At 66.5% G+C, this 23,876-nt stretch carries 29 protein-coding genes and 1 pseudogene; 19 read left to right on the top strand and 11 right to left on the bottom strand.

Annotated elements, in window-relative coordinates:
• Positions 1 to 73: 73 nt before the first annotated feature.
• From ACFVJ3_RS44720 to ltrA, 4 genes are all read left to right on the top strand, one after another.
• On the top strand, positions 74 to 592 hold the full coding sequence (locus ACFVJ3_RS44720) for a hypothetical protein (RefSeq protein ID WP_378458183.1): 519 nt from the start codon (positions 74 to 76) through the stop codon (positions 590 to 592).
• Between the two features lie 533 nt (positions 593 to 1,125).
• Complete coding sequence (locus ACFVJ3_RS44715; RefSeq protein WP_378458182.1) at positions 1,126 to 1,362, top strand: hypothetical protein; 237 nt, start codon at positions 1,126 to 1,128, stop codon at positions 1,360 to 1,362.
• 253 nt (positions 1,363 to 1,615) lie between these two features.
• Complete coding sequence (locus ACFVJ3_RS44710) at positions 1,616 to 1,771, top strand: hypothetical protein (protein WP_378458181.1); 156 nt, start codon at positions 1,616 to 1,618, stop codon at positions 1,769 to 1,771.
• Between the two features lie 176 nt (positions 1,772 to 1,947).
• On the top strand, positions 1,948 to 3,321 hold the full coding sequence (ltrA, locus tag ACFVJ3_RS44705; RefSeq protein WP_378458189.1) for a group II intron reverse transcriptase/maturase: 1,374 nt from the start codon (positions 1,948 to 1,950) through the stop codon (positions 3,319 to 3,321).
• A gap of 490 nt (positions 3,322 to 3,811) precedes the next feature.
• Here ltrA and ACFVJ3_RS44700 read toward each other — a convergent pair whose 3' ends face one another.
• From ACFVJ3_RS44700 to ACFVJ3_RS44690, 3 genes are read right to left on the bottom strand one after another with little or no spacing between them, the layout of a single operon-like run.
• The gene (locus tag ACFVJ3_RS44700) at positions 3,812 to 5,839 is read right to left on the bottom strand and encodes a protein kinase (RefSeq protein WP_378458180.1); all 2,028 of its coding nucleotides are present in this window, start codon (positions 5,837 to 5,839) and stop codon (positions 3,812 to 3,814) included.
• A gap of 12 nt (positions 5,840 to 5,851) precedes the next feature.
• Positions 5,852 to 6,745, bottom strand: a complete 894-nt coding sequence (locus tag ACFVJ3_RS44695; RefSeq protein WP_378458179.1) for a hypothetical protein — start codon at positions 6,743 to 6,745, stop codon at positions 5,852 to 5,854.
• Positions 6,742 to 8,070: a hypothetical protein gene (locus tag ACFVJ3_RS44690; protein WP_378458178.1), complete on the bottom strand. Its 1,329-nt coding sequence runs from the start codon at positions 8,068 to 8,070 to the stop codon at positions 6,742 to 6,744. Before ACFVJ3_RS44690 ends, ACFVJ3_RS44695 begins: the two co-directional genes overlap by 4 nt.
• A gap of 392 nt (positions 8,071 to 8,462) precedes the next feature.
• Here ACFVJ3_RS44690 and ACFVJ3_RS44685 point away from each other — a divergent pair, with 392 nt between their 5' ends.
• Positions 8,463 to 9,083 (top strand): FHA domain-containing protein, encoded by a 621-nt coding sequence (locus tag ACFVJ3_RS44685; protein ID WP_378458177.1) that lies wholly within the window; start codon positions 8,463 to 8,465, stop codon positions 9,081 to 9,083.
• Here the strand turns inward: ACFVJ3_RS44685 and ACFVJ3_RS44680 are convergent.
• The 5 genes from ACFVJ3_RS44680 to ACFVJ3_RS44660 form a co-directional block, all read right to left on the bottom strand.
• A complete protein-coding gene (locus ACFVJ3_RS44680; protein ID WP_378458176.1) occupies positions 9,064 to 9,747 on the bottom strand; it encodes a hypothetical protein in 684 nt (227 codons plus the stop codon). The two genes, ACFVJ3_RS44685 and ACFVJ3_RS44680, sit on opposite strands and share 20 nt — an antisense overlap.
• Positions 9,748 to 9,756: 9 nt before the next feature.
• Positions 9,757 to 9,891 carry a hypothetical protein gene (locus tag ACFVJ3_RS44675; RefSeq protein ID WP_378458175.1) on the bottom strand — a complete coding sequence of 45 codons (135 nt, stop codon included), beginning with the start codon at positions 9,889 to 9,891 and terminating at the stop codon, positions 9,757 to 9,759.
• Between the two features lie 163 nt (positions 9,892 to 10,054).
• The gene (locus tag ACFVJ3_RS44670; protein ID WP_378458174.1) at positions 10,055 to 10,264 is read right to left on the bottom strand and encodes a hypothetical protein; all 210 of its coding nucleotides are present in this window, start codon (positions 10,262 to 10,264) and stop codon (positions 10,055 to 10,057) included.
• Positions 10,265 to 10,290: 26 nt separating this feature from the next.
• On the bottom strand, positions 10,291 to 10,497 hold the full coding sequence (locus ACFVJ3_RS44665; protein ID WP_378458173.1) for a hypothetical protein: 207 nt from the start codon (positions 10,495 to 10,497) through the stop codon (positions 10,291 to 10,293).
• Positions 10,498 to 10,667: 170 nt separating this feature from the next.
• Complete coding sequence (locus ACFVJ3_RS44660; protein WP_378458172.1) at positions 10,668 to 11,003, bottom strand: hypothetical protein; 336 nt, start codon at positions 11,001 to 11,003, stop codon at positions 10,668 to 10,670.
• A gap of 304 nt (positions 11,004 to 11,307) precedes the next feature.
• Between ACFVJ3_RS44660 and ACFVJ3_RS44655 the strand changes: the two genes are divergently transcribed.
• From ACFVJ3_RS44655 to ACFVJ3_RS44635, 5 genes are all read left to right on the top strand, one after another.
• Positions 11,308 to 11,499 (top strand): hypothetical protein, encoded by a 192-nt coding sequence (locus ACFVJ3_RS44655; protein ID WP_268792779.1) that lies wholly within the window; start codon positions 11,308 to 11,310, stop codon positions 11,497 to 11,499.
• A gap of 287 nt (positions 11,500 to 11,786) precedes the next feature.
• Entirely contained in the window at positions 11,787 to 12,188 is a 402-nt protein-coding gene (locus ACFVJ3_RS44650) for a hypothetical protein (RefSeq protein ID WP_378458171.1), read from the top strand.
• Positions 12,189 to 14,189: 2,001 nt separating this feature from the next.
• Positions 14,190 to 14,561 (top strand): hypothetical protein, encoded by a 372-nt coding sequence (locus ACFVJ3_RS44645; RefSeq protein WP_378458170.1) that lies wholly within the window; start codon positions 14,190 to 14,192, stop codon positions 14,559 to 14,561.
• Between the two features lie 246 nt (positions 14,562 to 14,807).
• Complete coding sequence (locus ACFVJ3_RS44640) at positions 14,808 to 15,170, top strand: cupin domain-containing protein (protein ID WP_378458169.1); 363 nt, start codon at positions 14,808 to 14,810, stop codon at positions 15,168 to 15,170.
• A 278-nt stretch (positions 15,171 to 15,448) separates the two neighbouring features.
• On the top strand, positions 15,449 to 15,634 hold the full coding sequence (locus ACFVJ3_RS44635) for a hypothetical protein (RefSeq protein ID WP_378458168.1): 186 nt from the start codon (positions 15,449 to 15,451) through the stop codon (positions 15,632 to 15,634).
• Between the two features lie 25 nt (positions 15,635 to 15,659).
• Here the strand turns inward: ACFVJ3_RS44635 and ACFVJ3_RS44630 are convergent, their stop codons facing one another.
• Complete coding sequence (locus tag ACFVJ3_RS44630) at positions 15,660 to 16,301, bottom strand: RES family NAD+ phosphorylase (protein WP_378458167.1); 642 nt, start codon at positions 16,299 to 16,301, stop codon at positions 15,660 to 15,662.
• Between the two features lie 3 nt (positions 16,302 to 16,304).
• Positions 16,305 to 16,949, bottom strand: a complete 645-nt coding sequence (locus tag ACFVJ3_RS44625) for a hypothetical protein (RefSeq protein ID WP_378458166.1) — start codon at positions 16,947 to 16,949, stop codon at positions 16,305 to 16,307.
• Positions 16,950 to 17,506: 557 nt separating this feature from the next.
• On the opposite strand from ACFVJ3_RS44625, the gene ACFVJ3_RS44620 reads away from it, so the two are divergent.
• Complete coding sequence (locus tag ACFVJ3_RS44620; RefSeq protein ID WP_378458165.1) at positions 17,507 to 17,974, top strand: hypothetical protein; 468 nt, start codon at positions 17,507 to 17,509, stop codon at positions 17,972 to 17,974.
• A complete protein-coding gene (locus ACFVJ3_RS44615) occupies positions 17,971 to 18,324 on the top strand; it encodes a hypothetical protein (RefSeq protein ID WP_378458164.1) in 354 nt (117 codons plus the stop codon). Before ACFVJ3_RS44620 ends, ACFVJ3_RS44615 begins: the two co-directional genes overlap by 4 nt.
• Positions 18,325 to 18,544: 220 nt before the next feature.
• Here the strand turns inward: ACFVJ3_RS44615 and ACFVJ3_RS44610 are convergent, their stop codons facing one another.
• Positions 18,545 to 19,588: a class I SAM-dependent methyltransferase gene (locus tag ACFVJ3_RS44610; RefSeq protein ID WP_378458163.1), complete on the bottom strand. Its 1,044-nt coding sequence runs from the start codon at positions 19,586 to 19,588 to the stop codon at positions 18,545 to 18,547.
• 245 nt (positions 19,589 to 19,833) lie between these two features.
• Here ACFVJ3_RS44610 and ACFVJ3_RS44605 point away from each other — a divergent pair, with 245 nt between their 5' ends.
• From ACFVJ3_RS44605 to ACFVJ3_RS44575, 7 genes and pseudogenes are all read left to right on the top strand, one after another.
• Positions 19,834 to 20,535, top strand: coding sequence for a hypothetical protein (locus ACFVJ3_RS44605; protein ID WP_378458162.1), 702 nt, complete (start codon positions 19,834 to 19,836; stop codon positions 20,533 to 20,535).
• Positions 20,522 to 21,235, top strand: a complete 714-nt coding sequence (locus ACFVJ3_RS44600; protein ID WP_378458161.1) for a hypothetical protein — start codon at positions 20,522 to 20,524, stop codon at positions 21,233 to 21,235. The genes ACFVJ3_RS44605 and ACFVJ3_RS44600 overlap by 14 nt, the downstream gene beginning before the upstream one ends.
• A 135-nt stretch (positions 21,236 to 21,370) precedes the next feature.
• A complete protein-coding gene (locus ACFVJ3_RS44595; RefSeq protein WP_378458160.1) occupies positions 21,371 to 22,183 on the top strand; it encodes a class I SAM-dependent methyltransferase in 813 nt (270 codons plus the stop codon).
• A gap of 244 nt (positions 22,184 to 22,427) precedes the next feature.
• Positions 22,428 to 22,787, top strand: a complete 360-nt coding sequence (locus ACFVJ3_RS44590; RefSeq protein ID WP_378458159.1) for a hypothetical protein — start codon at positions 22,428 to 22,430, stop codon at positions 22,785 to 22,787.
• Positions 22,765 to 22,887, top strand: a complete 123-nt coding sequence (locus ACFVJ3_RS44585; protein WP_378458158.1) for a hypothetical protein — start codon at positions 22,765 to 22,767, stop codon at positions 22,885 to 22,887. The genes ACFVJ3_RS44590 and ACFVJ3_RS44585 overlap by 23 nt, the downstream gene beginning before the upstream one ends.
• Positions 22,857 to 23,096, top strand: a pseudogene (locus ACFVJ3_RS44580) (DUF932 domain-containing protein); the annotation flags it as partial. The gene ACFVJ3_RS44585 and the pseudogene ACFVJ3_RS44580, both read left to right, overlap by 31 nt.
• A gap of 25 nt (positions 23,097 to 23,121) precedes the next feature.
• A complete protein-coding gene (locus ACFVJ3_RS44575) occupies positions 23,122 to 23,262 on the top strand; it encodes a hypothetical protein (protein WP_378458191.1) in 141 nt (46 codons plus the stop codon).
• The last annotated feature ends 614 nt before the right edge of the window (positions 23,263 to 23,876 follow it).

Here is a 23,876-nt window from a genome sequence, read left to right as displayed (position 1 = left end):
GATATCAATTCGCTTCATTTCACGGGAGTCTTGTCGGGACAGCTAAACCGGCAAGCAACACAAGGAGTTTCACATGTCGAACATCAAGCGACGCACCATCACGGCGATTGCCATTGCAGCTTTCGCGCTGTCGGCGGGTGCGGGAATCGCGTCCGCCGAACCGGCGGCGCCCGGGGGTGCGGGGGGCAGCGCACCGGGTGCACCCGGGGTCGGTGCACCGGGTGTCGGCGCCCCCGGTACGGGCGGTGACGCGCAGAGCAACGCCGAGTCCGGCAACGCCAATGCCGGTGACGGCGGCGCCGGTGCCCCCGGAATTTCCTTCGGCGGTCCGACCATCGGACCGAACAACGGCGGCGGCAACGGCAACAGCGAGGTGGGCAGCGGCGGTGACGGCGGCAATGCGCGTTCCGGTGACGCCACGACGGGCCCGACCACCGGCGGCGGCGGGTTCGGCGGCTGGGGCCTCGGAGGCGACGGCGCGGGCGGCAACGGCGGAGCGGCCCCCGGAGGCGACGGCGGCACCATCAAGCAGGCACCTGCGCAGGGCGGCGGCAACGGCCCCTGCTTCATCCCGATTCCGTTCGTCTGCTGATCGCGATCTCCTGCCCGGAAGGGATCGCGAACTCCACAGGGCCGGCCCACGGAGACACGGGCCGGCCCCGTGGAGCCACATGCGCGCAGGGACCTGCGGCGAGCCCTTCCACCCGAGAACACCGGGTTATCGAGGACATCGGGACAGTGGTGCGCTGCCCACTCTGACTCCGTCACCGTCGATCACACCAAGCACGGCAAGGCGGTGTACCGATTCCGAACACGCTGCCTCGAAGCCCTCCTGGGGGCATCGACCACTCCTGCGGCAAAACCGGGGGATGATGCCGCATCCTCATCCATCGAACCCGCGTCGACGCGCACGAATTCGCGACCGCCCGGTAAGAGCAGGCGGGCGGACCAGTACCGCTCCCCGTCGCCGCAGACCACCGGCTTCCCTACTTGCCGGGGTGTCCAGTCGAAGCAGTTCCTCGGGATCGACGGTGAGTCCGAAGGCCGAAAGCTGGTCTCGACGATATCCGTACCGTTTCGAGGCGCCCCAGACCCTCTCGACCTCATCACGCAAGGAGTTTGACCATGTCGAACACTATGAAATTCGCTGTCCCCCTGATCGCCTTCACCGCAGTTGCCCTGTCCGTCGGTGGGGGAATCGCCGGCGCGGCAACCAACGACAGCGGCCCGCGGGAGGGCTACAGCTGGGAAGTGCCGCAAGAAGCTACCGCGCCCGAGCCCTCGGCTGCGCCGTCCGCACCGACCGTCTCCGTCCATATCCCCGGTGTTTCGTGCGTCCAGTTGAACAGGAGGTCTTTATAGATCGGTTTGTTCGTAAGCTCGTCGTCGCTTGCCGGTGAAAGTCCGGTCCGGGTAGCTGCCAGGTGGCCCGGTAGCAGGCTGGCGGCTTCATCTGGAAACGGATGTGGTCGAAGCCCAGCGTCAGAAGCCCTGCAAGGGGGAGCGAAGATGCGGTCCGCAGCATAAAGCGAAGTCTGCGGCGTCGTTAGAGGTCTCTGCCCGTGAGGGTCGAGGTGAAGAGAGAGCCGAGCCGCCGAAATCACGGTGAAGGCCTATGGAAGGCACCGAAGACCTGGATGTGCAGGTGCTGAAGAACTCTCCGGCGTATGGGACGTGGAACGTATCGACAGTGACGACGGGAACTGGAGAGGCCCTCCCCAGCCCGATCATCTGCGAGATGTTCATGGTGGCGACATCGTGGACATGGTGATCGGAAGCGATGACGCTCTATAACCAGTGATCCTGGGAAATGAGTTGTCTGCTGGAAGGGAGTCGGAGGCGGCCATAGTACCGATTGAGCCTGCAGGACAACACAACCTGAGGTGAGGGAAGGGCCGCTACGTGTGTCGATGCGTGCTGATGTGAAGGAGGTGCCCGGTGAGTGTCATGAAAGTGGCTAGTCCCGCCGCGAGCGGATCAGTTCCGCTGGATTCGGTGCGTGCCTTTCAGCACACGCTCTACCGGACAGCCAAGGCAGATTCCGGTAGACGGTTTCACACGCTGGGGGACAAAATCGTGCGCAGCGATGTCCTCATGCGTGCATGGTTTCAGGTGCACCGCAATCAGGGTGCAGCTGGTATTGACCGCATCACTGTGGACCAGGTCAAGGAGTACGGGGTGACCCGACTACTCGATGAGCTGGCCGCCGAACTGCGCGAGGGCCGATATCGTCCGTTGCCGGCGCGTCGGGTGTTGATCCCGAAGCCCGGAACCGGAGAACAGCGCCCTCTATCTATTCCTGCAGTTCGTGACCGTATTGTGCAGGCCGCGACCAAGATCGTGCTCGAGCCGATCTTCGAGGCGGACATGCACGACTGCTCGTTCGGGTTCCGTCCCAAGAGGTCGGCGCACGACGGATTGCAGGTCCTCGTCGATGAAGCGTGGCGGGGGCGACGGTGGGTGGTGGAGACGGATATCGCCAATTGTTTCGAGGCGATTCCGCATGATCGGTTGATGAAGGCGATCGAGGAACGAGTCTGCGATCAGTCCGTGCTGAGGCTGCTGCGCGCAATGTTGCGTGCGGGAGTGATGAGCGACGGAGTGGTCCGCAAGGCGGTGACCGGAACGCCACAAGGTGGGGTCCTGTCTCCGATGTTGGCGAATGTCTATCTGCACCAGGTTGATCGGGTGTGGGATGTCCGCGAGCACGGGGTATTGGTTCGCTACGCCGACGACGTGGTGGTGATGTGCCGGACTCGGCGGCAGGCTGAGGATGCGCTTGCGCATCTTCGGATCCTGTTAGCGGAGTTGGGTTTGACGCCGAAGGCGAGCAAGACCAGGATTGTGCATCTCACCGAAGGCGGTGAGGGCCTTGATTTTCTGGGGTTTCACCATCGCTGGGTGCGCAGTCAGGGCCGTAGTGGCGCAAAGGGGATCGGGTTCCTCGCTCGGTGGCCATCGGACAAGGCGATGGCACATGCTCGGGATGTGATCCGTGAGTTGACGGTTCGGTCTCGGCTATTGCTGAGCGTGAGCACGATCGTGGGAGCGGTGAATCGGTTCCTGCGTGGGTGGACGGGGTATTTCCGATATGGGAACTCGTCTGTGAGGTTCGCGAAGATCAGGGACTACGCGTTGATGCGGCTGGCTGGTGTGATTGCTAAGCGGCACAAGCGAAGTCGTGCATATGGTCGGTCGGTGGTGTACTTCCAATCCGACGACCAGCTCGGCCTGATCAGCCTTGAGGGAACTGTTTATGCCCCCAGGCCTTTTCGTGCTTGGCGGAGGAAACCGAATGTTGGCGGTGAACGACCTCGGTGAGCCGTGTGCGGGAGAACCGCACGCACGGTTCGACGGGCGGGGACTGGAAACGGAGCACCCTGGATATGGTGACGAAGAAGAACAGCCGGGTGGGAAACCCTTTGGCTACTGTGGCTTCGTGATCTAAATCTGGATGTTGCCACCGCGCCAGCCCCCGACCCTACCCTGCCCGGGATTACCGTTGGTGGTGTCGGTGTCGGCACCGACGGTATCGCCTTCCCGGGCCCCACCATTGGCCTGCCCGATCCTGCTGCGATCCCGTAGCCGCTCCGTCCGCTGTGCGACAACAGTTTTCATTCACCCGGGGGATGTCCGGTTCGCGGCGGCAGCCCCTCCTCCCGCCGTCGGTGTGGTGTTGCGGACGAGGAGCAGATGGTGCGGCATCGCGCCCTCGGGTCTCCGGGCAGTGCCGGGCCCGTGGCTCACGCCACGGGTGGACCGTGCCGGGGACGGATCGCCTCCGGGCGGCGCTGTCGCCGGGGTATGAGTTTTACCGCTGGTCGGTGGTGGTGCTAGTGGATCTGGTGTTGCGGTGGGTTCGACGGTAACGGCGGCGACGGCCGATCCGGGCGGCGCCGATCGCGGCAGCGGCGCCGGCTCCCGCCGCGACTGCCGCGCAGACCACCACGGTCGTGATGGTCGGTAGGCGAGCGGTGAAAATCCACAGGACGCCCACGACCGCGGCGCCGAGCACGCCGGCGGTGACGGTGGCACCGATGATTCCGGTGATCCGGCCCCGCCCCCGGCGCAGTGAGCGCAGGAACGACTCGAGGTAGGCCACGGCGAACAGCACCACGGCGGCGAGCCCGACGGCGGCCGCGGTGGTGGTTGCCGACTGGGTGGTGCGGACCGGAAATGTCCACGTGTCGATCACCTGACCGGCCTGGAGCAGGGTCAGGGTTCCGGTGAGAGTTCCGGCCACGAAGTACTGCCCGCCGAGTGGGGGCAGTGACGCGACCGCGGCACCACCCTGGTTGATCAGTGGCGCGGCGCCGGTGTTCTTGACCGGGATGTCGAGTACGTCGAGGGCCAGGATCGCGGCGTCGGCGAGACCGGCGCCCGCCACCGCCACCGGCACCGGGACGGTCAGATCGAGGGGGACGGGGGCACCGCCGGCCGGGTCCACGCCCGCGACGGTCACAGCGCCGACCGGGGGCACATCGACCGGGGGCGAACCGAGACCGAGCAAGGCCACCAGAACGGTGATGACGGCTAGGGCGGCGGCGATGACCAGCGGAACACGAGGGGAGGGGAGATGCACCACGGTGCGGACGTCGACGAGGTCGGCGCCCGAGACGTCGGCCAGGCGGGCGCCGCGGGCGTGGACGGTGATCGACGGGCGCACCGTCGGCGGCGGTTCCGTAGCACGCGCCCCGGGTGCCGTCGCGGTGGGTGATGCGGTCGGGTCGACGGATCCGGTCGGTGCGGTCGGGTCGGCGGATCCGGTCGGTGCGGTCGGGTCGGCGGTTGCAGCCGGGTCGGCCCGGTGCGATTCGGTGCCGGGAGAACCCGGGGCGGGCCGTCGGGGTGCGGCGTGTGGCCGGGTCAGCGGCAACGGCGGATGGTCGTCGCTGTCGGTCAGCGTCGGGGTGTGCGGGGGGCCGAGACCGGTGGCCGAGACGATGGTGTCGGCACCCATCACCGGGATGCCCTCGGTGCTCAGCCACCCCGGGCCCCAGCGGCCGGTGGAGGCGGAGGCCAGCGCGATCCCGAAGGCCTCAGCGGACGGGTAACGCAGGGTGGGGTCGGTGGCCAGTCCGCGCATGACCACGTCGGCGATCGGGTCGGGGACGGCGGGCGCGGTCTCCTGCAGCGGGGTGGGTTCGTCGAAGGCGTGCATGAACAGCAACGCCATGGCGTCGTCAGCCGGCGGGAACGGCAGTTCCCCGGCAAGGAGTTCGTAGAGCATGGTGGCCAGCGCGTAGACGTCGGTGGCGGGGGTCAGCTCGCCGCCGCGGGCCTGTTCCGGGGCGATGTAGGACGGGGTGCCGAGGACGTCGCCGGCCTTGGTGGCCAGGGTTTGGTCGCCGCCGATGACCTTGGCGATGCCGAAGTCGGTCACCTTGATTGCCCCGGAGGCGGCGAACAGCAGGTTTTCGGGTTTGATGTCGCGGTGCAGGATGGACCGGTTGTGGGCGGCCGTCAGCCCGGCGGCGCAGGCGAGGGCCACCGCGACGGCGGCATGCGCGTTGAATCCGGTGCGGGTGAACCGGTTCCACACGGTGCCGCCGGGGAGTAGTTCCATGACCAGCAGGCACAGGCCGTCGTGTTCGACGAAGTCGTAGACCGGCACTACGTGCGGGTGGTCGAGGGAGGCGAGCAGCTGGCCCTCGGCGGTGAATCGTCGCCGGATGCCCGGGTCGGTGGCGAAGGCGGGCGGGAGCTGTTTGATCGCGACCGGGCGGCCGAGGGCGCGGTGGCGTCCGGCGAGCACGATTCCCCATCCGCCGTGGCCGAGTTCGCCGCCCACCTCGTACGCGGGGAGGGCGGCGGCCACACGATCGATGTCGGTATCCATGTGCCGGTCCGATCAATGGGGTCGGTTGGTGCCGAGGGGGCGAGTGGGCGGCGGGCCGGAATCTGACGGCCACCGGTTGGTGGGATCGTCACCGATTCGGCCGGTTCGGTCGTCGTCCACGGCGTCACTGTCTTCGAGTTCGTCGTCGGTCATGTCGTCGACGTCCTCGTCCTCGGCGGTGTCCGGTGTGGGGGTGAGGTAGCCGAGGATGAAGAAGCCGGCGGCGAATCCGCCGGCGAGGAGCAGCCACCGGTCCAGGGTCGGCGCCCACACCCGGGTGGCGGACAGGGTGAATGCGAGCACCAACCCGATCCCGATGCCTGGGGTAAGCATCCGCAGGCCGCGTCGCCACCGGTTCTCGTGCAGTCGGCGCCGAGCAATACCGAGGGCGGCGTCGAGCACCGCGAGTGCGGTGAGCAGCGCCAGGGCGAGCCCGAACAGCCCGTACACCGACATCAGTGAGCCGCGCACATCGGTCACGGTCGAGATGTCGCCCAGAACGGTCCCGTCGTTGCCGCGGACGGTGACCGTCCCGTTGATCAGGCCGGTGGCCTGCCCGTCGAGCCCGGACAGATCGAGCTCGAAGTTGAGGGACTGGGTCTGTCCCGGCGCCACCGTCAACCCGACCGCGGTGTGATAGGAAAAGAAGGTCAACCCGAGGACGTGCCCGGACAGGTCGACCGCAGCGACGGCGACCGGGGACGCTGTGTCGTTGTCGAGATTTACCTGGACCTGAGCGGGGCTGTGCGGGTCGAGACGGACCGGATTGGTCGGGCCGGCGGTGGCGATGTCCTGACCGTTGACGGTTACCGTCATCCCCACCGACTCTGCTGCGCCGGCGCTGGGAGCGCCGAGTAGCACTGTCCCGAGGGCAATTACGAGTGCACTCAACCACCGCATGATCATGATTCCTCCTCGCGGCCCGGCTGTGGAGTGAGAAGGCGTCGACGGTAGATCGACAGACCTACGAGTAGGAAGAACACGATCACCACGCCGGTGGCGGTGGACCCCGTCGCTTGACTGACGAGCACGATATCCAGTGGCGCGGCGAAGATGGGGCCACAGTCGGCTGACACGTCGTGACGTCCGACATCGGCGCCGACGGCGCGAAGCGGTGCCCGGAAAATACCGGTGTCGTCGGCGCGAACTTCGCCGACTTGCGCACCATCGACCGAGAGCAGTACCTCGGCATCAGGTGGACATCCTGTTCCGGCCATGGTCACCGCTTCGCCGGGTTCGATGGCCGCAGCGGTGAACACCAGACCGGGCTCTTGCGGTGGTGGAACCGCGTCAGGGACGACATCAGCAGGAGTGCCCAGGCTGGGCACCTCCGGTAGTAGCACGAAGGGCCCGGGAACGGTGAACTCGTTTCCTGGCCCCGGACTCGGTAACCCCGGAACCTCCCGCACCGGAGTACACCGCGCAGGGTCGGGGTCGGTGCATCGCTCGGGCAGCGGAATTTCCGGTGGTGTACACGGCGGGCTGCAGGGGCCCTCACCGGTCCGGGTCAGTGGGTCGCGGGGAATGTCGATATCGCAGGGGAGCGCGGTCGGCCCGCAGACGTCGCCACCTTTCCGGGTCAGTGGGTCGCGGGGAATGTCGATATCGCAGGGGAACTCGGCCGGCTCGCAGACGTCGCCGCCGCCGGTGATCGGTGGAATGTCGATGTCGCGCTCGCAGTGTGTGCCGGCCGGATAGCAGCCGCCACCACCGGTCCCACCCGGGAACTCGTCCGGAATGACCTCCTCCGGCGGCGTCCAGGGTTGCTGCTCGGGTGGGGTCCACGGCTCTTGCTCGGGTGGTGTCCAGGGTTGCTGCTCGGGTGGTGTCCACGGTTGCTCGGGTGGCGTCCAGGGTTGCTGCTCGGGTGGTGTCCACGGCTCTTGCTCGGGTGGCGTCCAGGGTTGCTGCTCGGGTGGTGTCCACGGCTCTTGCTCGGGTGGCGTCCAGGGTTCTTGCTCTGGTGGGGTCCAGGGAGCGACACCGCCTGGGTCCGGTGAACAGTCCGGTGGCACACAAATCGGTTGCTGATCGTCGGCAGCGGTGTACGGTGCCGGGTCGAGACTCTCTCCTGGGCCTGGGAGAGGAAGCTGGGGCATCGTCGGCCACGGCGCGACGGGTTGTTGCCGCACAACAACGGTGGCCACCGATTGTGGCGCCGCGCCCGCAAGCGAGGGTCCTGAGAGCAACCCGAAGAGCCCGAGAGCGCCGACGACCACCAGGGTGGACATCACAATGACCGATCGCCGCCAGTGGGTTGGCCGGGGCATCTGCCCCACCCCCTCGGGTGCGCGTTCGGTACTTTCAGTCTGCGCCGGTGCTGAGCGCCGGGGCAATACCCGACGCGCACCGGGTTCCTGGCGGGCGGGGTGGGTGTGGTGACGGGTTCGAGGCATGGCATCTTCTCGGGTCGAAGTGGTCGACTTTCAGTGTGATGTGCCGGCCACGGACGAATCTTCACCCTTAGGGTGGACCCTTATCACCTTCGTCGAAACCGGCACGCCGGTGCGGGATGGAACCGCACCGCCGACCATGGTGCCGCGCCGACCTGCGGAATTAGACTGGCACCAAGGCGAAGCGTCCGACAGAAAGTCGTGTGCCCGAAATTGCGCGGAGGACGGCGATGAACGCACTGAGCGAACCGACTCTCTGCTATCTCGATGGCGGACACGGCACCCGCGAATTCGTGTTGTCCGTCGACGCACCACGGATCACCGTGGGCCGCTCGGAGAAGGCCGATATCGCGTTGCCATCAGATCCGAACGTGTCGCGGCTGCACGCCACCATCGAATGGATCGGATCCTATTGGACGGTGACCGATGACGGACTTTCCCGCAACGGCACCTTCGTCAACGGGGACCGCCTCAGTGGGCGCCGACGACTCCACGCCGGTGACGTCATCCGAATCGGATCCTCGTCACTGACCTTCCGCACCTTCATTGCGGCCAGCGGGGAGATGACCGGCACCGCCGACGCCCTGCCCACCCGAGCCGCCCTGACCCCGGCGCAATTCGCGGTCCTGGTGGAGTTGTGCCGACCCTACAAGAACGACGCAGCCTATGCCCATCCCGCCTCGAACCAGGAGATCGCCGACCACCTTTTCCTGACTGTCGACACGATCAAATGTCATCTCCGCGTCCTCTTCTCGAAGTTCGGTCTCGAGGATCTGCCGAACAACCAGAAGCGCATGCAACTCGTCTCCCGCGCCCGACACAGCGGCATCATCACCGCCAGCGATCTGTGAATCCGAGACAAATCTCTCGGCCGTAGGCTCGACCCGATCCTTCCCCGGCCGCCGCGATACGTGCACCGGGTGCTTTCCGCAGCCCGAACGAGATGCCTGCCGTTGTGTCAGTGATTCGACCGGCCCACCAACCATCCTCCTTTTGGGGCCGATCCAAGCCATGGATCATTCGATGAGTCGCGCGACGTTGCCGCCGCAGGGAGAACATTGAAAACCATTGGGGAAAGGTGTAATCCGAATCTAGTTGAAAGCTCTTCAGTTTTCGACAAACCCAGACGCACTGTCTAACAGTATTTTTGGCGCGTCTTATCGTGCCTCCGGCCAGGCACGCACTCTGTTTCAACGTAGGGCACAGACCACCCGGCTCAGGTGAGCCGGGGGCCCGCCCTCCGCTCCGCAGCTGTTCAGTCATGTCCTGGAAGCAGACGAGGAGGAGGGGATCGTCCTGCCGCATCAGCACCGATCCGCTGACCGCCGCCCGCACCATGAAACCCTCCCGAGGAGCAAGTTCGAGCACATTGCCGGCGCAATCGTGCAGCCGTCCCAACGCATCGGCATCGCTCGGCGAGGACTCCGGATCGACGATCTCGGTCACCGAGCGGCCGACCAACCCGTTCTCGTCGTGGCCGAGCATGCGCTTGAGCGCGGGATCCGCGTGCACCACGACACAGTTCTAGTCCGCCGCGTGTGTGGGCACCGGAAGCCGTCGCAGCAGCTCTGCGGCGGGCAGCCGCTCGAGGGAGCCCAGCGCGGTGTCCGGGTCCCCGCCGACGAGGGCGGCGCCGAGCCCGCCGCGCGGGGTCGGCATATCGGGCAGTGTCGTCCAGGTCGCGGTAGCCGGGACGACGCGCTCGAAGGCGGCCGGTGTTCGGGTCCGCGGAGAGGTTTCGTCAGCCGGCCGCGTAGCAGCACGTTCCGTCCGACACCGCGGCCAGGTGTTTTCGTGGGATGGGGAGGCCGGTGGCGGTGGTCTACATGGTGTCGTCGAACACTTCGGTGTTGGGCACGAGCTTGCCGTTCGCCTGCCCTCCGGTAACCACGATCTTGTCGCCGACCACCGCCGCGGCACCGGCCGCTCGCGGCTCACCGAGGCGGGCCGGGTCCACCCCGTTCAGTCCCGCGGCGCGAGTACTCGGTCCGAGGTTCGGGCGGTCAGGTTCGGCCCGTCGGTATCCATCCACCGCGCACGATCAGCTCGCCGCGATAGTCATACCGCCATCGCGTGATTGAGCGGCACTGGAAGGTCGGGTCCGGCCTTCCATGCCTCGATGGCTGGATCGTTGCCCTTGAGCTTCCGATCTCCCCAGCGTTGTCCAGCCCGCCGACGACCCAGATCGTTCCGGCCGCCGTGATCGCCGGTGCCTGCTGGCGTGCGATCGGCGCAACGGTCGATGACCGCCACGTCGGTGCCCATTGCATGGTGCGCGGCGCGAGCTGCGGCGCTATTGCAAGGGCGGTGGATTCGGCGTGAGCTGGCTTGGTGGCGCCACCGATGGCGTACACGGTGTTGCCGACGGCGCCGACCACCATCCCGTGCTGTGGCGTACCGAGAGTGGGTAATTGGGACCAGGTCTATTGAGGTCGTCACCCGGCCACTCCGGATGGAAACGCTATCCCACCTGTTCCCATGCAGGCGCCGTTCACCGGGCCCGCAGCCCAGGCGCCAAACAGTGGATCGACGATTTTGCCGTGATGGGTGTTCACGTCCGGGTCGGACACCATCCCGACGGTGAGGCCCTGAAATACCGTGCAGGTCCAGCCTTCCATCGGCAGACCATCAGTCCGGAGGACCGTCCCGACGACCGCGGGTCGTCCATCGGGCTCCAGCGTCGGAGCGGCTGCTGCTACACCTGATCCGAGGACGATCACGGGCCCCACCGCGACGGAAGCGATGACCGCTCGGATGACGTTCTTGTTCATGGTCTTTCCTTTATCTGTAGGCGGCATCTGCTTCCGCTGCTTCCGGGATCCGGGGAGAATCTCCGTTTGGTACGGACAATCGTCACCCGTGTGACGTGCTGAAACATCAGCTGTCGGGTGGGAAGTCCTCACACCTGAACATCGATGATGATTACGTCCCGGCGAGTGGTCTCGCGGGATGTGTTCGTTCGAACATCGACGCGATGTTTGATCGCCATACCGTCGACGGAAGGGGTCCATTGCAGGTATCAATTGTGGGCGGTGCACTTCCGGCTGCAGTGATCGAAGACATTGGCGTGTCCTGGTGAGGCCGCCTCCCGGACGGCTCGCCTGGGAACAGGTCGTGATCGTATGCGCCGTCCCCGCACCTCGAGGGCTGGCCGCTGCCGCGAACGACCTCACCCCAGAGCGCCTCGGTCCGGCTGTCTTCGCCGACGCCGGCGACGAGAGCCTCGAGCTGACCGCTCCCGGTCATGGCGTCGCGGCCCGAGGGTGACGATCGATCGCGGCTTGTCGTCGTCGAGGGGCGCCGGGCACGGCACGGGCTGCGGGGGTCCCTCGATCGTGTCGGCCCGAGAGGTCGATCACGGTCGGAAGCTCATCCGGTGTGACGAGTTTCCACCCTGGCGAGGATGGTGTCCGCGGGTGCCACGGATCAGGATGGTGTACAGAGCGGGAATCCCGACCTTTCGAACGAGATGCCCGCGAACACGTCACCACAACAAATTCCAGCGCCGCGCTCGGCGCTGAGCCAGGCCCATCAGAAATTGGTAAGTGAGCACAATGAACAACAGAACTTTGCGTGTGGCGGCCGTTGCCTCGGCCGTCCTCGCGCCGGTCATCGCCTTCGGGGCCGGCATCGCCTCGGCCGCTCCAACCGCCACCGTCAGCGGCGGAGCAACGATCGCGTACGCCACCGGTGCAAGTCAGCCCGAACCCATTCCGGGGACAGCGGGTCAGCGATGCTCAGGCAATCGGGTCGGAGTCGACGTGACCACCGGCGAGGATATCGTCTGCGTCTACTCCCGCGACTACTACCCGGACGGCGTCTGGGTCACCGCCGACATCGTCGGTGTCCACAACATTGGGGAACCATGCGACCCCACGACCGACCAGGCTTCCCAAACGCCGGACGGCATCCCGATCTTGTGTGTCCAGGGCCAGGGGTGGACGCCCGGACCCTAGGCCGAACGGGTGCGGGCGGTTCCTGGGTTCAGTCGGAGGATGGAGCTCTCCTCGCCCCCCCCCAAAAATGTGGGTCCGGAGGACGGTCTCGGCCGCCGCCGGACCCGAGTCGTTGGATCGGCTGGTGCCCACCGGGGTGCTCTCGCACCACCACCGCCGCCGGGGTGTGCGGGCTGGGGGATCTGAATGCCGATCTCGTGGAGCCGACCGCGACCGCCGAATCCGGCTGTCGCTGCCCGAGGTGATCGGACAGCGGAGTTCGCGGTCGCGGGCGGACTGGCAGGTCGTCGATGGGCTGCCGGTGACTACCCCGCACCATCGGTGATCTCGACGCCGCCGGCGCCGATGCCGGTCACCTGGGCCCCGGTGGTCCGGACTCATCCGAGGTCCGGTCACAGTGGACGAGGTGGTGGTCGTGCTGTCCCCGCGCGCGTTCGATGACGGTCACCGTGTGCTGGACGGGCAGGGTTCGTCGAGGCGCTGATCGTGCAAAGGGGGGCGCCGGCCACGCTGGCCGTCGCGGATATCGCCCGGAAAGGCACTCCGACCTCACAACACCGCCACCACGGCAGCGGCGTCGGATGTCGGGCAGCTGAGCGTCGCACTGGTGAAGGCGCTGACCGAGTGACAGTAGGCGCGCGATGCGCTGGTGCGGTCGTTCGCCGCCGCCCTCGGGGCGGCCGAAAGCGTCGGAAAGCCCGATTCCGCCGGGACGATGACGTCCGCGTGGACGGTCGTCGGTGAGCCCGGCAGTGCGGACCCCGCACGGGGGTGCGGGCGAGCATCACCGACCGCCTCGACCAGGTACGCAGAGCATGGGCAGAACGGGGGCCTGGGTGTGCTCACCTGGGGTGGCCCCGGTGGGGTTACTCTTCGGCAGTCAGGTTCACGGTCGCCGAGTACGCGTCGATCGAGTGGGGCGATTGGTTGGATATGCGGGTGATCCTCGGCGGGCCTCGGATGTCTCGCCTGGACGAGTACGAGGCGGCCCACTGCGCTCAACACTCGACTCTCCAACCGGAGCCGGCATCAGGGCGGAACGGCAAGAACTCCGGCACGGTTCACGCAGCGCCGCCCCCGTGTGGATGGTCGGCGACCCGATCGGTCGCTGGCGCCGATTCGGGCCGCCCATCCGGCCGCAGGGGAGCTTGATGGAAAATCCCTCCGTTGCCCCTCCGGCATTCCTAGTCGCACATAGTGTTTGGTGTGTGCTGATGCCGGATTAGATTGGTCCCCACACCTGGGGAATCAATCCGCCGCTGACCCCATTGAGGAATCCGGTGAATATCCACGTATACATGATGACCTCCTCTCCTGCTTGGTGTGCCCAATAGCGCTCCGGCTGAAGGGCATTCGATTTCCTGAACAAGTACAATTCTCGTTCTCGAGGCAGGTGGAGAACATCGCCTGCGGGGCTGAAATGTCCTACCCTCGAGCGTCAGACAAGTAGAGCGGTGTCAGCTTGTGTTGTCGGAGTCGAGGATCGGCGGTGGGCGGTCCGCCGGCTCTCCTGTCCGGGAGCGCCCACGGAGCGCTGAGGAGTGGAATCGGAAGATCGCGAGCGTGGTCTCCTCGTTCGAGGGTGCGTCGCGCCGCCTGCCATCCCTGGCGGGCGCACCAGAGTGAGTCGGCGCTTTCACCGCAACCGACGTCGAGGGCGCGTCCCGGCCGTGCGCTGGTCATCTCGTCAACAAGTGCGTCGTTGGGTTCTCCGCTCCACACGCGCGCGATCCCGTTCGCTGTTGTACGCATCTCATCGGCTGCCTTACTCTGTGCTGCCCTGACCTCGATGAACTCGCCCGCATCTTCGATACTCCACCCCGGACAGCGTCGGGTTCGTCGCGGTCATCCGGTCATCTCCTCCCCGCGGCGCGGCAGGCTCCGGGGGAACCGCGGGATTGGACAAGACTGAGCCGGTGCGGTCCGCGTGACATCGTGCAGGTACTCGCCGGCGACGTCAACACGGGCGCGGGTGCACACCCTTGGCGTTACGATCAGACCATGGGACCGGGCGCCGTGGCGCGAGCGCTAATACGGGCTGCATACAGGCTCGTTCGTTTCCCGCTGCACCTGGTCGACGACGTGGTGCTGCCGGTGATCTTCGACGAGCAGGCGCCGGTGAGGCGGGCGTACGGGAAGTTCCTCCTGGACTGCGACGGTGCCGTCGCGTACCTCCTCGCCGACGACACGGCGACGGTACATGCCACCTTCCTCCGCCGACGCAGCGCCGCCTTCCAACACGCGATCGCCCGCCACCCAAGTAGCATCGACACCGAATCCGAAGTCCTGATGGAGCATCACCGGACACGCTTTCGAGAACGCCGCAGCGCTACCTACCCATCCGGCAACTCGACGACTCTCCCGCCCCGGTAGCAGCTCTGCCCACAAAATGCACTGGCGTGGGACCCTGGTGCCAGTGGGGTGCTCCTGGGGAAAGGCGGTTCGCCCGGTGCGCCGCCGTCCCACCTACGGGCCGCCGGTCGGTGTTGCGGCACACGATGGTGCCCGCCCAGAATTGAAGTGTCAGAAAATTTCGATTCATCCCGCGGTTCCCGATTTGGCCGGTCGGAGGTCCACCGGATCGGTGGGTGCCGCCTCAACGACGTGGGAGGAAAACCGATGTCCGGTCTGATCCGCAAGAGTCTCGATTCACCCGAGGAAACCCGCCCCTTCGAGGACGAGATGGGCAAGCTCGAACTCGTCAACGTCGCGTCCGGCGCGGTGGGGAGGGCGACCTTCCAGCCCGGCTGGCAGTGGTCCAAGCACGTCAAACCGATAGCCAAGACGGACAGCTGCCAAGCCGCTCACATGGGTTACGTCATCTCGGGTCGCATGAAGATCGTCATGGACGACGGGGAGGACATGGAGTTCGGTCCCGGCGATCTCATGATCTGCCCGCCCGGTCACGATGCCTGGATTCTCGGCGATGAGCCCTGCGTGGTGATCGACTGGACCGGCGTCGCCGACTACGCCAAGCGGTAGACGACAGGCCGCGCGTCCCGGCCCGCTCATTGCGCGCAAGCAGTGGGGCATCGCCCCGGCGCCCAAGGGACGGATGCGGTGGACGATCCTGGTAATGGCCGAGGCCCGGACTGGACGATTCACGCCCCGACGTGGGACATCTCGCGTTGTGGGCCATCAGGTCACCCTCACATCACTCGCGACCCCGAATAATTACAGAGTGGACCACCTCATCCCACTCGGACACCGAGATCATCACGCCACGCCCCGACCAGGTCGCCGCTCGTTGCTGCGGAAGCGTGGACGCACTCGCGGTCGACAGCACCGCCCCGCACGGATGGAGGATTCACGCCCGCAGCGGCTCTGAGATACTCGCCGTCGAGAACGTCGACCAGGACCTCGCCCGCACCGACGTCGACGCCACCGACAAGTATCTCGACATCGCGCAGTCGAGTGACGGCCCAGTGTCGTCGTGGTGGCTGTAGCTGGAAATCCCCGTGCGCGGCCGGGTCAGATGACCTGGTATCCCAATTCCACTGCTGCGCTGTCGATGCGGCGGGCGAGTCCGACGTGGGATAGTGGCAGTGAGAGTGCTGGGTTGGTGGGGAAGGCGCCTGTGGCCTGCTCGAACAGTGCGACGCACAGCTCACCGGCGAATCTGCCGCGGTACGCGATGCCGTCGAGGTTCGGGTGGGCGCGGTGGATCGTCCTGGCCCACGCCTGGGATGGGGAGTGCGGGCCGGAGTCGAGAGAGTGATTGCATCCGAGCCGGGTCGGCCAGGTGCCGCCGGAGAACCCTCCGAGATCGAGCAGGGTGAGTGGGCGCTCCAGGGTGAGTGCTGAGAGATACGGGGCGCGGTGGAATCGGTCGATCACTCGTGTTTCCTGGAAGACCTCGGCGAGGGCGCCGCGCGGGCTACTGGCTCCGTACCAGATGCCGTACTTGGGGTGGTCGGCTTTCGGCCGTGGGTGATGGTCGAAGCGCAGCAGTGGCCCGTATGTGCGGAAGCCGTGCCACGGCAACACGTGGGCGCCGTCGGTGGGGTGGATACGCCAGAGACGGCGGGTGGTGGCCGCGATGGTGACCAGTTCGTCGTCGCGCACCCCCTGATCGCGCATGTCCGCGATCGGGGGTGGGGTGGTCGTGGCCACTAGCTAAAGGCTCGTCGCGCGTTCGACGACCTCGAGGACGGTGGGTAGGTCCTTCTCGGCTGCGGCGAAGGTGAGGAACTCGACAACCGATGCGGGGTGGCCGTCGACGGTGAGGTCTTCGCGGGGCAGGGTCAGCACCGCGTTGACGGTGAGGGGGTGCAGGTCGGCGGGGAGTTGGGGCAGGATGTGGTCGAGGTACGGCACCATCCCGGTGTCGGTGAACTGCACCTTCGGGTATAGGCGTCCTCGTCGATCGACGTCGTCGAGGGCCCAGAGTTTGTGTTCGATCGAGGTGAGTTGGCGGACCCGGGGCGCCTTCACCTTCAGCAGGTCGGCGACCTCGGCGGCGGTGAGGGCGGTGCGACGGAGGTCGCTCATGGTCTGTGCCTGTCCCAGCGCGACGGCAAGGCTGGCTCGTTCGCCGTCGTCGGTGAAGCCGGCTTCGTCGAGTAGGTCGGCGTCGTGACGCGAGAGCGCCCCGTGCGGTTGCAGGGCGCTCAGGGACGCGAGGTAGCCGAGAGCCGTGGCGACCGTTGCTCGATCGATCGGGTGTCCGATGGTGCGGGTCAGTGCGTCCTCGAACGACAGCGCGCCGGCGGCGTACTGCTCTGCGGCAACGCGGGCCTGGCGATCGTCTGCGACAGTCACAAGTGATCTCCTAACGCTCACTAACAGTGTAGTTCAGTGTTGATTTCTTGGCTACCGGGGGCCGTGGAACCGGCCACGGCTGCAATGATCCACCCATGGCCGGAACTCCGGGACCAGGCAAAACCTGAACCGGAGTACTGGCACGGAGCATCATCGGCATGGCCGAGATGCTGCGGCGGCCTCTGTACGTGATGCGGGGACGTGGTACTGCCATTCGTCGCACCCGCGCTCGCAGTCTTCCTCGCGTCCCGCGCGAGGTCCTTAAATTGGATGGCCCGGGAGGTCGGTGGGATCAGCGAGCAGTCCGCCACGGCATCCGCTGCTATGCACAGGGCGCGCCATGACCACCTCGGAGCGGACCCTGGACCGGGACGTGGTGGGGACCACGCGCATGCCGTAGCCGAGGGCGACCCGGACACCAGCGCGTGGATTCCGGTCAGATGTGCACACTGCGACCACGGTCCGCGCCTGTCTCGGCTGCAGCAAGACTGTCGGCGCCCGGGGGCACGCAGCCGAGCCTTCTTGCCGACCGCATACTTTAAAAGTACATTGAAAGTATGTCTGTGGGTGAGGTGCCGTTCTCGGATATCCAGAACAAGGGGAAGGCGACGCTGGCGGAGTGGCAGCGGTCGGGGGCGCGGCCGCTGCGGGTGACGCGGCGCGATGACGAGGATTTGGTGTTGATGACGGCGGTGCGGGCGGATCAGGAGCGGGAGGTGCTCGCGGCGGCGACGGCGATGGTCGATGCCCTGCTGCATTCGGATGACGGCGTGCTGGTTCGCAAGGTGGTGGCGGCGGCCTTCCCGTGGGTGAGCTACCTGTCGGGTGAGGAGCTCGCCGACTTCGTCGACGAGCTGATCGCGTCGCTGCGGGCGGGTTCCTCGCTCGATAATCCGGCTCCACCGGCCCGCACGATCGAGATGTGGCGCCACACGGCGGAGGTGTATGCCGATCCGGAGCTGGCCCGGATCCTGTCGGCGTCGTCCGAGGGTGACTTCGGAGCTGTGCCGGTGCCGGAGCTGTGAGCCCGAAGCGGGGTGAGCGGGTCGCACCGCCAGCAGCCGGGGAGCTGTGGGAGCTGCGGTTCGCGACCAGTGAGGCGGTTAAGGGGTGGGATGAGCTGTGCCGGCAGGTGCCGGCGAACACATTGGTGGCGTACGAGGAGCTGCGTCGCCGCACGGTCGTAGGGGAGTCGACGACGCGTCATCACCGGTTGAAGGGCAAGCTCGCGACCGGGGTACACAATGGGGTGGAGATGGAGCAGTGGCAGTACGAGGTCACCGCCGGCGGCAGGATCTGGTATGTGCTGGACGTCGAGCACCGCACGTTGTGGCTGAAGTATGCGGGCACAGGGCATCCCAAGCAGACCGAATGATGTTGCCAGTGGCCCGAATAGGAACTTCGTCATAAATCGATCAGCGGAGCCATGATGGATGGTGTGGACGAGGCGACCCGGCAGGAGCGGGGAAGGGTTTGCGGATATCGCTGGCCGTCATCGTGGGTCTGCTGCTGGGGTTCTTCTGCTTTCTGCCGGCGGTGATGCTGGCAGCACAACTTCGATGTTCCGCAGCCGTGGGTGTATCCGCACGGTTCGTTCACTTCGTTCGGGCCGGATCCTCCGTCGGCCGGGTATTGGGTGATCTGGGCGGGACCAGCGGTTGTGGTGGTGGCGTGCGGGCTGATGACGGTTCCGTGGCGGCCCGCCCGCCAGTTCGCTGTGCCGTTGGTGTTGCGTTCGTGCCGATGGCGGCGTTGGTGGCGTGGGTCTTCATGTCGATGGAGCTGTTCTTCACCCCGACTGAACCTGGTCGGGTTGTTCGAAGGCGTCGGATGTGGTCGTGGACTGGGGGTTTCAGGGTTCCGACTGATGACCGCTGGTCTCGGGGTTGGTTAGTTAGTGTGACGGTTGCCCACCGCGCCGCTCGGTGGTCCCAGTAGCGGGTGCGGTCGTGTGAGTGACCACTGGCTGTCCGGTGCCTGATGGAGGGGCTGTGGTGGGGCAGCCTGTGCGCGCGCAGAACCACGTCGTGGGTGTGGTGTGCACCCGCGCCGCCGCTGATCGAACGTTCTCGTACCTCGTTGATGTCGATGTGCCAGCTGTCATCGAGTAGCGCTGCCACGTCACCGGGTGTGACCCAATCGTCGGGGTCGAAGCCGTGCTCGCGTGCCGCGTCCGCGTCGCGGATGTGGTGGTGTACGACCAGCAGTGTGCCGCCCGGTGCGACGGCGGAGATCAGCGCGCGTTCGGCGGCGCGGTCGGCGGTACTGCGTAGGGCGGGGTACTGGGCGGAGACCAGGTCGAAACCGCCCGCGGGCACCTCGGCATCGAGCAGTCCGCTCAGCACCCAGGTGATGTCCACGTCCTTCCCGTCGGTGTGGGCCCGGGCCCGGTCGAGGGCGATGCGCGAAACGTCCAGGCCGGTGACGGCCCATCCCCGGTGGGCGAGCCAGAGTGCGTCGGCGCCTTCACCGCAGCCGACGTCCAGGGCGCGTCCTGGACGTGCGCCGGTCATCTCGTCGACGAGTGCGCCGTTGGGTTCTCCGCTCCACACGAGATCGCGCTCGTTGTAGCGCGCATCCCATTCGTCCGCCTCGCTTGGTGTCGTCGTGACATCGGTGATCTCGCCGGCTTCTTCCATGCCCACACGGTGCAATAGGACCGACGGTTTCGGCGAGAGTTCTTGCCGTATCAGCAAGGATGCCGCTGCTCGGAGTAGCGCGGTGGGCCGGTTTGTTCTGCGACCGCCGGAACAGTCACATGCGGCTCGCAGGTAGATGCGGCTGCGTGCCGGTCCTGGGTCGGTCGGGTAGGGTCGGCAGCTCATTTTTAGCACTATGACCAGTGGTTATTGCGACATGTGGTCGCGGGTGAGACTATATGTGTATGGGTGAGATGTCGGTGTCGGCGGCGGCCGCCGAGCTGGGTGTGACGGGCCGGCAGGTCACTCGTCTCGCGCGGGCGGGGGAGCTGGTGGTGACGCGGGAGGTGGGTAAGGCGTTGCTGTTGGATGCGGGGTCGGTGCACCGTGTGGCGCAGGCTGACCGTCATCGGGGTCGGCCGTGGAATGGGGAGGTGGCGTGGGCGGCGTTGGCGATGCTCTCTGGCATGGGGGTGGATTGGATTTCGCCGTCGCAGGGGACCCGGTTGAGGCATCGGCTGCGACGGGCGAGCGCGGACGAGGTGGCGTTTCTTGCCCGCCGGCGTGCGCGGGTGCAGCGGATGCGGGGGTGGGGTGATGAGATGAACACTCTGGTCACCGGCGGGTATGTGGCGGCCACCGGGGTCAGCGCCCTGACCCACGTTGAGGGGGTGGCGGGCCGGTTCGGCTTGTCGGGGACCGGTGGTGGTGCGGTGGACGGGTATGTGGTCGGCGACGCACTCGCCGGGGTGGTCGATACCTTCGGTTTGGTGGCGGACGGTGAGGGGGAGGTGACGTTGAGGGTGGTCACTGCGCTGGATCCGTTTTTCACGACGACGACATTGCCGGTGGCGGCGGTTGCGGTGGATTTGATGGAGTCGCTCGATACCCGGGAGCGCAGCGCCGGGGCGCGGGTGCTGGGGGAGTTGCTCGATGACATCCGGTGAGCGGCCGGTGTGGACGGTGCAGGCGCCGGTCGGTGGGTTGATGGTTCAGCTGCATGCGGTGCGGGCGGGTGTGCCGGCGACCCGGGCGACGGTCGATGTCGACATGATTTTGCATATCGAGACCGGTGCCGCGACGTTCGGTGGTGTCCGCGCCCGGCTCGAGCAGCTCGGATACGAGTTGCAGATGCCGGTGAGGGGGCGGGTGCACCGTTTCGTACGCGCGGGTGGTGCCGAGCAGGTCGATGTGATGGTGGCCGATCACCTGGCGCCGAAGTATCGGCCGATGGTGTCGGGGCGGGAGGTGTTCGCGGTTCCTGCGGGCACGTCCGCGCTGCGGAAGACGGTGGATTGTCTGATCGAGATCGATGGGGTGTCAACGAAGTTGAGTGTGCCGGATGCCCTGGGGGCGTTGGTGCTCAAGGGGGCGGCTTATCTCGAGGATCCCCGCGATCGGGGGCGTCATCTCGACGATGCGGTGGTGTTGGCGTGCGCTATCGAGAACCCGGTGACGGATCGGGCGCGGATGAGGGGAAGTGATCGTGGCCGGGTCCGAGCCCTGGCGGAGGTGTTGGCCGATCCGGATCATCGGTCGTGGCTGTCGATGCCCGAGCAACGCCGGCGACGAGGACGTGATGCGTTGCTGCTGCTGGTCCAGGAGCCGAAGACAAGAGCGACTCAGCAGCAACGAAAGACACGATAGCGAGGCAACTCTGCCGACGGCGGCTCTGTCGGCACGGGCGTGGGGTCGATTGCGGAACCCGTCAACGTGACAGTGCCAGATGGGGTAGCTGCCCGATGCTTCCCTCATCCCACGGCCTGGGCGCACGATGAGGTCATGACCACGTCCGGTGAATCTTCCGAGTCTTTCCAGATCCCCCTCGAAGTGGCCGAGTTCTACGAGTCCGCGTTCGTCCCGGCGTTCTTCGCCCAGTGGGCACCGATCCTCTGCGACGCTGCCGGCGTCACGCCGGGCCAGCGGGTGCTCGACATCGGCTGCGGGACCGGGATCGTCGCCCGCACCGCCGCCGACCTGGTGGTACCCGGCGGCACGATCGTCGGTGTGGACCTGAACGAGGCGATGCTGACCGTTGCCCGGCGCGTCCGACCCGACATCGAATTCCGCCAGGGCAATGCCGGGGCGCTCCCCTTCCTGGACGAGTCCTTCGACACGGTCCTGTGTCAGATGGCGCTTATGTTCTTCCCCGATCGTCCCCGGGCGCTCCGGGAGATGGCCCGGGTCGTCACTCCTGGGGGGACGGTGGCGGTCGTGGTCCCGGGCGCCCTCGACGCCCAGCCCGCGTTCGCACCCTTCGTCCACATGGCGGCCCGCCACGCCGGCACCGAGGCCATGTCGCTGCTGGGCACCTATTTCGTGTGCGGCGACGTCGAGGAGCTGACGGGCCTCGTCGAATCGGCCGGGCTGCAGATCACGACCATCGGCACCCGCCTGGGCACCTACCGGGCGCCTTCGGTCGACGCGTTCGTGACTACCGAAGTCGAGAGCACACCGCTGCTCGAACGGATCTCCGACGACGAGTACCGGCGCATCCGCGCCGACGCCCACGATGTTCTGGCACCGTTTACGACCACCGACGGCAGCATCGAGGCGCCCTTCGAGTGCAACATCGTGGCGGCCCGCCGGCAATGAGCTACGCCACCAGCGCCACGATCCGTCCCGCCCTCCGCCCGGTCGTGGGCTGGGCGCGCCGCCACGCCGGATCCTCGACCAGCGGCTCTACGCGATCCTGACCTTGCCAGGCCGGAACGGATGGACAGTGACCCCGGTTCTGCTGTACCCCCAACCACTCCTGACATTTGGGTGTCAGAAAGCCTCCGTTTCACCCCTCGGCACGGGCCCTCCCGCATCGGAATTCCCGGCGGATGTGGAGTCGATGACCGGGCTCGACGAGCAGGGGCGCCCGGTGCTGGCGCAGCCGTTGGCGGAGATGGTCGCGGTGGCGCGCAGCGACACCCGCCAGGTGTTCAAGGTGTTCTCCGAGGGCTACGAGCCGCACCAGTACCGGGAATGGCTCCTCGGCGCGGTGGCGAACATCCTCGGCGACACCCTGGTGATCACCTCCGCCGAACTGCGCCACGGCGGGCAAGCCTGGGTAGAGGTGTCGATCCCCGAGACCCTGCACGACGCCCGCACCGACTTCAGCTACCGGCCCAATTTGTTGGGCGGCGACGTCGCTGGATGGGAGTTTGGCGACGACGTACGGGCGCACCGTGACGGCGACGGTGTGCGATAAGACGATGGCGATCGCGCTGGGGCAGGCGCGGGGTCGGCGGGTGAAGATCCGGCATCGTCGGTTGTCGGGTTGCGGATCGACGAGGCCCGGCAGGCGCTGAGCCTAGTGGAGGAGACCGCTGACGAGTTCACCGAGACGCTGCGGCACCTGTCGTCGACGACGGTGACGGATCGGGAGTGGTTTGAGTTCCTGGATGCCTGGTATCCGGTGCCGGAGGAGGCGGGCCGTGCGCGCACGATCGCGTCCCGGGTGTGGGAGGAGCTGGTGGAGATGTACCGGCATGATGTGCGCGAGAGCACCTGGCGGGGGACCGCGTTCGCCGGTGGTGCTAGCGGTGAACGCGTGGGCTCATCACAAGCAGTCCGTGAAGGGTGCCTCGCGGGCGGAGCGGAATCAGGAGGGCGCGATCTCGGGCCGCTTCGACAAGCTCGACGCGGCTGTCGTGAGCACCCTCGAGAAGGTCCTCGCGAGCTGATCCTGTCCACCGTTTGGCGGTCCGCATCCTGCGCCCGGGGTGCGGACCGCTGTGCGTGATGGGGCTGTGATCTGGTGTTTCGTTTTGTGATGTGGGTGTGATGTAGGGGGTGTGGCGCCGGCGATCTGTTGTGCCGCCGGCGCCGGGGTGCGGGGCAGGTGCGGGTGTCGGTTTCGTCCGTTTCGATCTTTTTTGAAATATGTTGATTACCAATATGGTTGGGTAATATATTGGCAAGTAGTCATTTTCAATGATTCTGCACAACTATTATCTTGAGATATTCATAATCTGCTGTTGTACAACATATTTGAATGCTATTCATTTTTCAAATGGTTTATGCATGATGAGGGTTAGTGGTAGTCTGTGGGTATGATCATGAAGGTGTCGAGCAGGGGAGCGTGCGGCGAGTTGAGCGCACCCGGGAGCGTCCCCAGCCTCGTTTCTCAGTCGGGAAGGCAACTTGTCGCACCGATTAAATACGCGGTTGAGAGCCTAATTTCGGAAACTCAGAGGAGCGAAGCGACTCGATCGACGGCAACGAGGACCGCCCACTGCGAGCCGCGCAGCGGCTCCCTGGCGGGGAGCGCAGCGACTCGCCCCGTCTCCCGGCGCGG

It is taken from the genome of Rhodococcus sp. NPDC127593, from assembly GCF_042671975.1.
Lineage (GTDB): Bacteria > Actinomycetota > Actinomycetes > Mycobacteriales > Mycobacteriaceae > Rhodococcus_F.
The sequence above is the reverse complement of the archived record's forward strand: the minus strand, read 5'-3'. Positions and strand labels throughout refer to the sequence as shown.

Excerpts from the sequence above, each read along its gene's own strand:
- ACFVJ3_RS44710 (WP_378458181.1), top strand. The coding sequence starts at position 1,616 with ATGGAAGGCACCGAAGACCTGGATGTGCAGGTGCTGAAGAACTCTCCG.
- ACFVJ3_RS44690 (WP_378458178.1), bottom strand. The coding sequence starts at position 8,070 with ATGTCCACCCTGGTGGTCGTCGGCGCTCTCGGGCTCTTCGGGTTGCTC.
- ACFVJ3_RS44675 (WP_378458175.1), bottom strand. The coding sequence starts at position 9,891 with ATGCCGACCCCGCGCGGCGGGCTCGGCGCCGCCCTCGTCGGCGGGGAC.
- ACFVJ3_RS44720 (WP_378458183.1), top strand. The coding sequence starts at position 74 with ATGTCGAACATCAAGCGACGCACCATCACGGCGATTGCCATTGCAGCT.
- ACFVJ3_RS44695 (WP_378458179.1), bottom strand. The coding sequence starts at position 6,745 with ATGATCATGCGGTGGTTGAGTGCACTCGTAATTGCCCTCGGGACAGTG.
- ACFVJ3_RS44715 (WP_378458182.1), top strand. The coding sequence starts at position 1,126 with ATGTCGAACACTATGAAATTCGCTGTCCCCCTGATCGCCTTCACCGCA.
- ACFVJ3_RS44610 (WP_378458163.1), bottom strand. The coding sequence starts at position 19,588 with ATGGAAGAAGCCGGCGAGATCACCGATGTCACGACGACACCAAGCGAG.
- ACFVJ3_RS44665 (WP_378458173.1), bottom strand. The coding sequence starts at position 10,497 with ATGGGCACCGACGTGGCGGTCATCGACCGTTGCGCCGATCGCACGCCA.
- ACFVJ3_RS44605 (WP_378458162.1), top strand. The coding sequence starts at position 19,834 with ATGGGTGAGATGTCGGTGTCGGCGGCGGCCGCCGAGCTGGGTGTGACG.
- ACFVJ3_RS44640 (WP_378458169.1), top strand. The coding sequence starts at position 14,808 with ATGTCCGGTCTGATCCGCAAGAGTCTCGATTCACCCGAGGAAACCCGC.
- ACFVJ3_RS44660 (WP_378458172.1), bottom strand. The coding sequence starts at position 11,003 with ATGAACAAGAACGTCATCCGAGCGGTCATCGCTTCCGTCGCGGTGGGG.
- ACFVJ3_RS44590 (WP_378458159.1), top strand. The coding sequence starts at position 22,428 with ATGACCGGGCTCGACGAGCAGGGGCGCCCGGTGCTGGCGCAGCCGTTG.
- ACFVJ3_RS44600 (WP_378458161.1), top strand. The coding sequence starts at position 20,522 with ATGACATCCGGTGAGCGGCCGGTGTGGACGGTGCAGGCGCCGGTCGGT.
- ACFVJ3_RS44595 (WP_378458160.1), top strand. The coding sequence starts at position 21,371 with ATGACCACGTCCGGTGAATCTTCCGAGTCTTTCCAGATCCCCCTCGAA.
- ACFVJ3_RS44650 (WP_378458171.1), top strand. The coding sequence starts at position 11,787 with ATGAACAACAGAACTTTGCGTGTGGCGGCCGTTGCCTCGGCCGTCCTC.
- ACFVJ3_RS44700 (WP_378458180.1), bottom strand. The coding sequence starts at position 5,839 with ATGGATACCGACATCGATCGTGTGGCCGCCGCCCTCCCCGCGTACGAG.
- ltrA (WP_378458189.1), top strand. The coding sequence starts at position 1,948 with ATGAAAGTGGCTAGTCCCGCCGCGAGCGGATCAGTTCCGCTGGATTCG.
- ACFVJ3_RS44620 (WP_378458165.1), top strand. The coding sequence starts at position 17,507 with ATGTCTGTGGGTGAGGTGCCGTTCTCGGATATCCAGAACAAGGGGAAG.
- ACFVJ3_RS44645 (WP_378458170.1), top strand. The coding sequence starts at position 14,190 with ATGGGACCGGGCGCCGTGGCGCGAGCGCTAATACGGGCTGCATACAGG.
- ACFVJ3_RS44685 (WP_378458177.1), top strand. The coding sequence starts at position 8,463 with ATGAACGCACTGAGCGAACCGACTCTCTGCTATCTCGATGGCGGACAC.